This window comes from methanotrophic endosymbiont of Bathymodiolus puteoserpentis (Logatchev) (assembly GCF_900128525.1).
GTDB lineage: Bacteria > Pseudomonadota > Gammaproteobacteria > Methylococcales > Methylomonadaceae > Methyloprofundus.
Genome location: NZ_FQTQ01000195.1, coordinates 1 through 8,106, shown reverse-complemented (window position 1 = coordinate 8,106; position 8,106 = coordinate 1). Strand labels below are relative to the sequence as shown.

Genomic DNA, 8,106 nt, shown 5'->3' with positions numbered 1-8,106 from the left:
AATTTATAGCTTTAGCAGGATAGTTATGCCTGAAGACAAGGCGCTCTTCGCTTTCACTAGTTCTTGCGACAGAACCACATAAAGTTATACAACTGACAGCTGATGTTGATTCGTCGGCAAAAGATATAGTGGCGGTTATAGAAAGTGATCCGGTTATGACGGTTAAAATTTTAAAAGTGATTAATTCTGCTTTTTATAGTTTGCCGCAAAAAATTACTTCTATTCAACGTGCTTTAGTGTATATCGGTATTAACACGATTAAAAATTTAGCTTTAAGTGTTGCAGCTATCGGGGCTTTAAATCCTCATAATAAAGCAGGCTTTGATACGGGCTTGTTTTTAGAACACTCTTTAGTTGTTGGCGTGTTGAGTAAAAAGCTCGCGGAACGTATGGGCGTACCTTTAATGCAGAGTAGTGATTATTTTGTCGCTGGTTTATTGCATGATTTTGGCAAAATTGTTTTCGCAGAATTTATGCCTTATGAGTTTAAATTGGCATTAGAAAAAAGCAAAACACAGCAGGTTGATTTGCACTTAGCTGAGCTGGAAATTATGGGTATTAATCATGCTCAAGCAGGTCGCATGCTAGCACTGAAATGGGAGCTTGCAGAGAATTTAGCCAATGCTATAGACTTGCATCACAGTGTTACACGAGGTGACTTGTTGGTTGATTGTGTGTTTGCGGCTAATCAAATAGCTAAAAAATGTCGTATAGGCGATGCGGGTAATTCAGTAATAGAGCCTTTTTCGGAGGAGCTAGTGAATGTCTTTGGTATGTCTTTGGATGAGTTGGTCGTGAGTTTAGGTGATATGTCGATTATTAAGTCTGAAGTACAGCAATTTATGCAGGCATAAATCAATGAAATTTAAGTTTTGGGGAGTGCGGGGCTCCATTCCAACGCCAGGAGCACAGACCAATAAATATGGCGGTAATACCACTTGTATCGAAATTAGAACAGCTAATGATGGACTTATCATTCTTGATGCTGGTACGGGAATTCATCAATTAACGCAAACGCTTTTGCCCAAGATGCCGATTGATGCGCATATTTTGATTACGCATACGCACTGGGATCATATTCATGGTCTACCGTTTTGTGCACCGATTTATATCCCAGGCAATAAGTTAACGATTTATGGCGGTCAAGATTTAAAGACAGGCGAGGGTATAGAGCGAACTTTAAAAATACAAATGCAGCACTCATTTTTCCCTATAGCAGAGCATGAATTAAAAGCTGATGTTAGCTATAAAACGGTAAAAGCAGGTGAAAAATTTACTATTGAGAATGCTACAGTTACTCCCATTATGCTCAATCACCCAGTGATCAATTTTGGTTATCGCATTGATTGTGATGGTAAATCGCTTTTTTTTACGGGAGATTATGAGCAGCAAGTTAATATTTATAAGCCTGAGGATAGAGAATATTTAGAATTTGAACAAATGATTGAGGAATGTGTTGATTCACTGGTTGAATTGATACGTAATGTTGATGTACTGATTATAGATAGCTCGTTTACTGATCAAGAATACCAGCATAAAAAGAACTGGGGGCATGGTACTTATAGTTCGGCGATTAAATTGGCAAAAAAAGCAGGCGCAAAAAAATTATTTTTCACTCACCATGAGCCGACGCGTACCGATGCAGCATTAGATAAAATTTATGCCGAGGTGTTAAAAAATAATACTACGTTAGCTTGTGAATTATTTCTTGCGCAAGAGGGCTTGGAAGTCGAGCTATAGCCAGAAAAAGGGTGATACCTTGAAATAATTCATAAAACTATAAGGTGAGTAATGCTTTATAGATATAAAAAGTGTCTTAGTACGTACTGGGTGCTTGAAACCATTCGTCTAAGCGTTGGTGAATTTCATCAACGCCACTCTTTTTTAAAGCAGAAAAAAGTTGTAGTGAAATTGGCATATCGGAATTTTTTAATTCACGCTGCACACTCAACAAGATGTTTTTTGCAGCGCCATAATTTAGTTTGTCAGCTTTAGTCAGTAAAATATGCAGTGGTTTTTGACTGTAGTTGCACCATTCGATCATTTGTTGATCAAATTCTGTTAATGGGTGGCGAATATCCATAACTAAAATAATGCCATATAAAGACTGACGCTCGCTTAAATACGTCTCCATCAAGCGTTGCCATTTTTGCTTTATTGCTACAGGCACTTTGGCGTAGCCGTAGCCTGGTAAATCGACAAAGCGGTGCTGTTCATCATTGAGTGTAAAAAAATTAAGCAATTGTGTGCGGCCCGGTGTTTTACTAATTCGTGCTAATGACTTTTGGTTAGTCAAGGTGTTTAAGGCGCTCGATTTACCTGCATTAGAGCGGCCTGCAAAGGCAATTTCTCGGCCTATATCGGTAGGTGCTAACGTTAACTCGGGAGCGCTAAGAAGAAATTTAGCCTGATAGTAGAGAGAGTTCATACTTATCTCGTGTAGAGGGTTTAATTAAATTAGAGTAGAATTTAACTTAGTATTGTACATAAGATTACCTTATGTTTATTTTATTCCGAAAAGGGGAATCTAATGAAGAAAAGTCTATTAGCGTTGTCAGTATCGATTGTGTTATTAAATATCACGGGTACCGCGCAAGCTAAAACAGAGGGTACTGCGACGACTAATGTTGCAGCTGGAAAGGCAAAAAGCGCGCCTTGTGCAGGTTGTCATGGTGAGGATGGCAACAGTATGATGCCATTATTTCCTAAACTGGCTGATCAAAATGAAGAGTATTTAGTTCAGCAAATGGAGGCATTTAAAGACGGTACGCGTACTGATGCAGTAATGGGTGCAATGGTGGCAGGTCTGAGTACTCAAGATATGCAAGATATTGCAGCATTTTATGAACAACAAAAAGTAACCAAAAATACTTTACCGCCACTTGAACTAGATGACGACGATGATGAAGAACTGGAAGCAGAGCAGGGTGATAATGAGACTTTGGCAGCTCAAGAACAAGTGGCAGTGAATAAACAAACAGCGCAAGAACAACAAGATGCATTACTCGCATTAGGCTATGATGTTTATCGTAATGGTGATTTAGAACGTGAGATATCGGCATGTATTGCTTGTCATGGCCCTTATGGTGAGGGGAATAAACCAGCTGCTTTTCCAGCACTGCAAGGACAGCATGCAGATTATTTAATTAAGACCTTAACTGACTTTAAAAACAATGTTCGTAGTAATAATCCTGACAATATGATGCATATGATTGCGCATAAAATGACGGAAGAAGAAATTAAAGGTATTGCTTATCATGTGTCAGTGATGGAAAGTAATTAATGAATTGTATCAAGAAAGGGTATAAAAAATGTTAAAGATAATAAAAACAGGACTCGCTTTAAGCTTGTTTATATTCACTAGCTTCAGTTTTGCTGCAGGCCAAGGCTACGAAAATTTAAAGGCCATACAGCCAACCCAAGATACTGATAAAGTCGAAGTCATTGAGTTTTTTTGGTATGGATGTCCACATTGTTACAAATTTGAGCCAGAAATAGAAGCTTGGAAAGCAACGCTTCCGGAAAATGTTACATTTATTCGTCAACCCGCGGTATTTAGTAGTTTATGGGGTAAGCATGCAAAAGCTTATTTTACTGCTGAAGTTTTGGGTGTTGTCGATAAAGTGCATGCTGATTTTTTCCATGCGATACAAGTTAAAAAAGAAAAATTGGCGAGTGAAGAAGATTTGGCTGATTTTTTTGTTGCTCATGGTGTAGATAAAGCCGCATTTCACGATGCTTATAACTCTTTTATTGTCGATACTAAAATGCGCCAAGCGAAAGCAATGGGACCTCGTTATGGTATCACTGGTGTTCCTGCATTAGTCGTTAATGGAAAATACTTGGTGAATGCTCGTAGTGCTAGTAATAAGGGCGGTATGATCAAAGTTGTCAATGAGTTAATTGCGCAGGAAAGCAACTAATCCCTACATAGAGTATATGTTAGATTGATTCCAGAGGTGTACTATTGCACCTCTGGATTTCTTAAATTCATAGGTAGAGTAGAAAATGGAGTCGTCAAGCTCTGAAGTTATTAAGTGGAAAGATAAGTACTATCATGCATTGGATGAGTTGGAGTTGCTTGAAACTTCAACGAAAGATACGGGGGCACTTTTTTGTCGAGCTTTGATTCGACTATCACTTGCGGCTAAAGGATTTCACCAGAAGTTAGATCCCCACTTATTACGCTTGCGCAACCAATTAAAACAAGGCATTACTAACCCTAAGCTTAGCGATGAATTAAATAAGTTTTCCGAGGCGTTATTGCGTTTTGAAGAAGGCGATGCGGAAGGCCCCTTGCAGGATGCGAGTTTGCTCTTTAGCTTTTTAATCGCTCAAGAGGCAAATATAGATAAAGTCAGTGCCTTAAAATTATTGTACAGCCAATATGAAGCGGGAAAAATAGCTTCCTCTAAAGAGTTGCTAAGCTTATTAACAGAATTATGCGCGCCTGAAACACTTGAAGTTGGCCACTGTGCGAGTGATTTGGATGCTCTTGCTACAGATTTAGATATCAACTTTATTAGTGAGCAACTTATCCTACTTATTCACGATATGGATATGCCGGATGCATCACTAGCTGAAGCTAAGAAAATTACACACGCATTAAAAGAAGCACAAACCGAAGAGGACTTTCGAGATAGTATTGATGCTGCATTAGATTTTTTACAGCAGATTAAAAAATATGAGCAACAGGAAAGAGAAGAAATGGAAGTATTTCTTGCCCATGTTACGCAGAAGTTAGCAAGCCTAGGGGAAAGTGCTAATGGTACAGCGGACTCAGCAAAAGAAATCTTTGTTAAAAGAAATAATCTAGATATGTCGGTTACGACAAAAATGCAGGCGTTACAAGAGCATTCTGCAAGTGCGACCAAATTAGAGCCTTTGAAACAGTTGGTTAAGTCGGAACTTGATAATATCAGCGCACAGATTCAAGCCTATAAGTTAGAAGAGAAAAAACAACAGGCTAAAGCCGATCAACTTGTTGCTAATATGGCGCTTGAAATTGAAGCGGTAAAAATGGAGGCACGATCTTTAAAAGAAAGCCTGAAGCAGGCATCAACTGAAGCAATGACGGATGCATTGACTCAGCTGCCTAATCGTTTAGCCTATGATCGGCGCTTTGAAGTCGAATATGCGCGTTGGCATAGAAATAAAGAGCCTTTAAGTTTATTGGTGTGGGATATTGATTTTTTTAAGAAGATTAATGATAACTACGGGCATAAAACAGGCGATAAGACACTTATTATTATTGCTAAGTTATTGAATAAATATTGTCGGGAAACGGACTTTGTTGCGCGCTTTGGCGGCGAAGAATTTACTATGTTACTGTCTAATACCAGCAGTGATGCAGCCTTAGTCTTGGCAGAAAAAATCCGTCGTATTATTGAAAAAACTAAATTTAATTATGCGGGAAAGGCGATTAATATTACTATTTCCTGTGGTATTGCCGAGCTGCAAGTCGGCGACAATCAAGAAACTTTGTTTGTCCGTGCGGATAAGGCGCTTTATCAAGCAAAGAAAAAAGGTCGCAACCAGTGTGTGCTTGCTTCTTGAAGGGTATTAAATAGCTTGTTTTGTGGGATCGGCTTTAGTCGTGTTGTTGTAGCTGAAGCCACTCCCACAGAAAGTGTGCGTAAATTATTTAACTAAATCAGAAGGTACTTCCGTGGCTACGGGCTTATCTTGTTTAGTAATTTCAGATAAAGGCGCTCCTTGTCTGTTGCCTTCTCCATATAAGATCATTCCAGCCATAAATAAGACCACACTGACACCAACAATGATATATCGGTTGGGTTTCTCCATCCAAAATAATAGCCATCTAGGCTTAATTAAGCCGACCACTAATATACCAACCGATAAAATAAGCAAGTTAAATGCCCAGATAATCATAATATTTCCTGTTACTTAAAAATAAACGTATATTGTACTGGTTCGGGAATGAAAGAAAATAATTTTTGAGGAGAATGGCAATGATGGAATGGTTAAATGCAAATATTGCTTACTGGCATTGGTTGGTTTTTGGGCTATGCTTAGCAATGGCAGAAATTATGTTATTAAGTTTTGTTTCTTTATGGTTTGGCTTAAGTGCCATTATCGTTGGGCTGTTAATATGGGTTTATCCAGTTTCATTTACTATGCAGCTGCTCATCTGGATTGTACTCTCTATTTTTATTGTGTTCGCTTGGTTTAAGTGGGTTTCACCTCATTTTAAAAATAAAACATTTTCCGGCATGGCGCGCGAAGGTATGATTGGCCAAACGGGGACGGTGATTGAGTATAATGCTGCACATAAAGGACGAGGGAAATTACGTTTCCCCGCGCCTATTTTAGGTAATGATGAGTGGCAATTTATTTGTACCGATCCCGTTGAGGTTGGTAGCCGGGTGATGGTACGTGAATTTTCAGGTAATACGTTAATTGTTTCAGCTAAATAATAGTTGAGAGTGTTCGTTAATTTAAAGGAGAACTAATAATGGAAGGCTTATATATTGTCGGTGCATTTGTTGTTTTAGTGATTGTCACCGTTATCAAAGGGGTAAGAATTGTTCCTCAAGGTTACAAGCATATTGTTCAGCGCTTAGGTAAATATCATCAAACGCTAAACCCAGGGTTGAATTTTGTTATTCCCTATGTCGATTCGGTGATTGAAAAAATCACCACTAAAGATATTGTTTTAGATATTCCTGCACAAGAAGTGATAACGAAAGATAATGCGGTAATTGTGGCTAATGCCATTGCTTACATTAATATTGTTTCTCCAGAAAAAGCAGTCTATGGTGTCGAACATTTTGTTATGGCAATAGAAAAGCTAATTCAAACCTCATTAAGAGCGATTATTGGCGAAATGTCACTGGATGAAGCCCTATCCTCAAGAGATCATATTAAGACGAAATTAAAAGAAAGTATTTCTGATGATATTGCTGACTGGGGAATCACTTTAAAAACAGTAGAAATTCAAGATATTAATCCCTCGCAAACCATGCAAGCATCGATGGAAGAGCAAGGAGCGGCAGAACGAGAGCGTCGTGCCGCAGTGACGCGTGCTGAAGGCGCTAAACAAGCCGCTATTTTAGAAGCAGATGGCCGCTTAGAAGCTTCGCGCCGTGATGCACAAGCTAAAATCTTATTAGCTCAAGGGAGTGCTAAAGCAATTGAAAGTGTGGCTGAGGCACTGCAAGGCAAAGATTTACCTGTTACATATTTGTTAGGGGAAAAATATATTGAAGCGATACGTGATTTATCTGAATCTGATAATGCTAAAACAGTGGTGATACCCGCGGATTTAATTCATGCGGTTAAAGGTATGTTAGGGAAATAAGGGTTTATATCGTCTTAACTTTAGTAGAGAATGAAAATAAGGACATTTAATGCACCCAACAATCAATCAAGTCATTCAATCCGCTAGCAATATTATCTTAAGTAAAGAACAGCAAATTCGCTTATCACTGTGCTGCTTGCTTTCTGGTGGACATTTATTAATCGAAGATATTCCAGGTGTCGGTAAAACAACATTAGCACATACTTTAGCGAAGTTGATGGGTTTGCATTATCAACGCATACAATTTACCAGTGATTTACTTCCGGCGGATATTATTGGTGCAACAATTTACAATCCTGAGGAACATCAGTTTTCATTTCATCAAGGTGCTATTTTTAATCAAATGGTTTTAGCAGATGAAATAAACCGAGCAACGCCAAAAGCACAAAGTGCCTTATTAGAGGCCATGGAAGAGCAGCAGGTAACTGTAGAAGGACATACCTATCCGTTGCCACAACCTTTTTTTGTTATTGCTACACAAAACCCATCGTATCAATTAGGGACTTTTCCTTTGCCTGAGTCTCAGCTAGACCGTTTCTTAATGCGCATTGAACTAGGCTACCCAAATCATAATGCCGAGCGGGAATTATTGAGTGGTACTAACCGACATAAATTAATAGCCACATTAGAAGTGCAATTGCCAGCAGAGAAATTATTGATAGTACAGCAAGCAGTCAAACAAGTGCATGTCTCTTCTGCGTTACTTGATGGTTCTGTCGCAAGAACTAGTGAAAGCGAAGAGCGCCTTGTCTTCAGGCATAACTATCCTGCTAAAGCTATAAATT

At 38.7% G+C, this 8,106-nt stretch carries 10 protein-coding genes; 8 read left to right on the top strand and 2 right to left on the bottom strand.

Annotated features, from left to right (window positions below; translation table 11 throughout):
• Positions 1–29 precede the first annotated feature (29 nt).
• Together BQ7314_RS14300 and BQ7314_RS14295 are read left to right on the top strand one after the other, a co-directional pair.
• Positions 30–854: an HDOD domain-containing protein gene (locus BQ7314_RS14300; RefSeq protein ID WP_174484370.1), complete on the top strand. Its 825-nt coding sequence runs from the start codon at positions 30–32 to the stop codon at positions 852–854.
• 4 nt (positions 855–858) lie between these two features.
• Positions 859–1,740 carry an MBL fold metallo-hydrolase gene (locus tag BQ7314_RS14295; RefSeq protein ID WP_174484369.1) on the top strand — a complete coding sequence of 294 codons (882 nt, stop codon included), beginning with the start codon at positions 859–861 and terminating at the stop codon, positions 1,738–1,740.
• 76 nt (positions 1,741–1,816) lie between these two features.
• On the opposite strand, the gene yihA is transcribed toward BQ7314_RS14295, so the two are convergent.
• Complete coding sequence (gene yihA / locus BQ7314_RS14290) at positions 1,817–2,428, bottom strand: ribosome biogenesis GTP-binding protein YihA/YsxC (RefSeq protein ID WP_174484368.1); 612 nt, start codon at positions 2,426–2,428, stop codon at positions 1,817–1,819.
• Positions 2,429–2,530: 102 nt separating this feature from the next.
• On the opposite strand from yihA, the gene BQ7314_RS14285 reads away from it, so the two are divergent.
• The 3 genes from BQ7314_RS14285 (at position 2,531) to BQ7314_RS14275 (ending at position 5,556) form a co-directional block, all read left to right on the top strand.
• A complete protein-coding gene (locus BQ7314_RS14285; protein WP_174484367.1) occupies positions 2,531–3,283 on the top strand; it encodes a c-type cytochrome in 753 nt (250 codons plus the stop codon).
• A gap of 28 nt (positions 3,284–3,311) precedes the next feature.
• A complete protein-coding gene (locus tag BQ7314_RS14280; RefSeq protein WP_174484366.1) occupies positions 3,312–3,923 on the top strand; it encodes a thiol:disulfide interchange protein DsbA/DsbL in 612 nt (203 codons plus the stop codon).
• An 85-nt stretch (positions 3,924–4,008) separates the two neighbouring features.
• Entirely contained in the window at positions 4,009–5,556 is a 1,548-nt protein-coding gene (locus BQ7314_RS14275; RefSeq protein WP_174484365.1) for a GGDEF domain-containing protein, read from the top strand.
• 84 nt (positions 5,557–5,640) lie between these two features.
• Here BQ7314_RS14275 and BQ7314_RS14270 read toward each other — a convergent pair whose 3' ends face one another.
• Complete coding sequence (locus BQ7314_RS14270) at positions 5,641–5,892, bottom strand: hypothetical protein (RefSeq protein ID WP_174484364.1); 252 nt, start codon at positions 5,890–5,892, stop codon at positions 5,641–5,643.
• An 80-nt stretch (positions 5,893–5,972) separates the two neighbouring features.
• Here BQ7314_RS14270 and BQ7314_RS14265 point away from each other — a divergent pair, with 80 nt between their 5' ends.
• From BQ7314_RS14265 to BQ7314_RS14255, 3 genes are all read left to right on the top strand, one after another.
• Complete coding sequence (locus BQ7314_RS14265; protein WP_174484363.1) at positions 5,973–6,437, top strand: NfeD family protein; 465 nt, start codon at positions 5,973–5,975, stop codon at positions 6,435–6,437.
• A gap of 35 nt (positions 6,438–6,472) precedes the next feature.
• Positions 6,473–7,321 (top strand): SPFH domain-containing protein, encoded by an 849-nt coding sequence (locus BQ7314_RS14260; RefSeq protein ID WP_425356654.1) that lies wholly within the window; start codon positions 6,473–6,475, stop codon positions 7,319–7,321.
• A 49-nt stretch (positions 7,322–7,370) separates the two neighbouring features.
• Positions 7,371–8,106: AAA family ATPase (locus BQ7314_RS14255; protein WP_174484361.1), on the top strand; the 736-nt coding region annotated here is incomplete at its 3' end.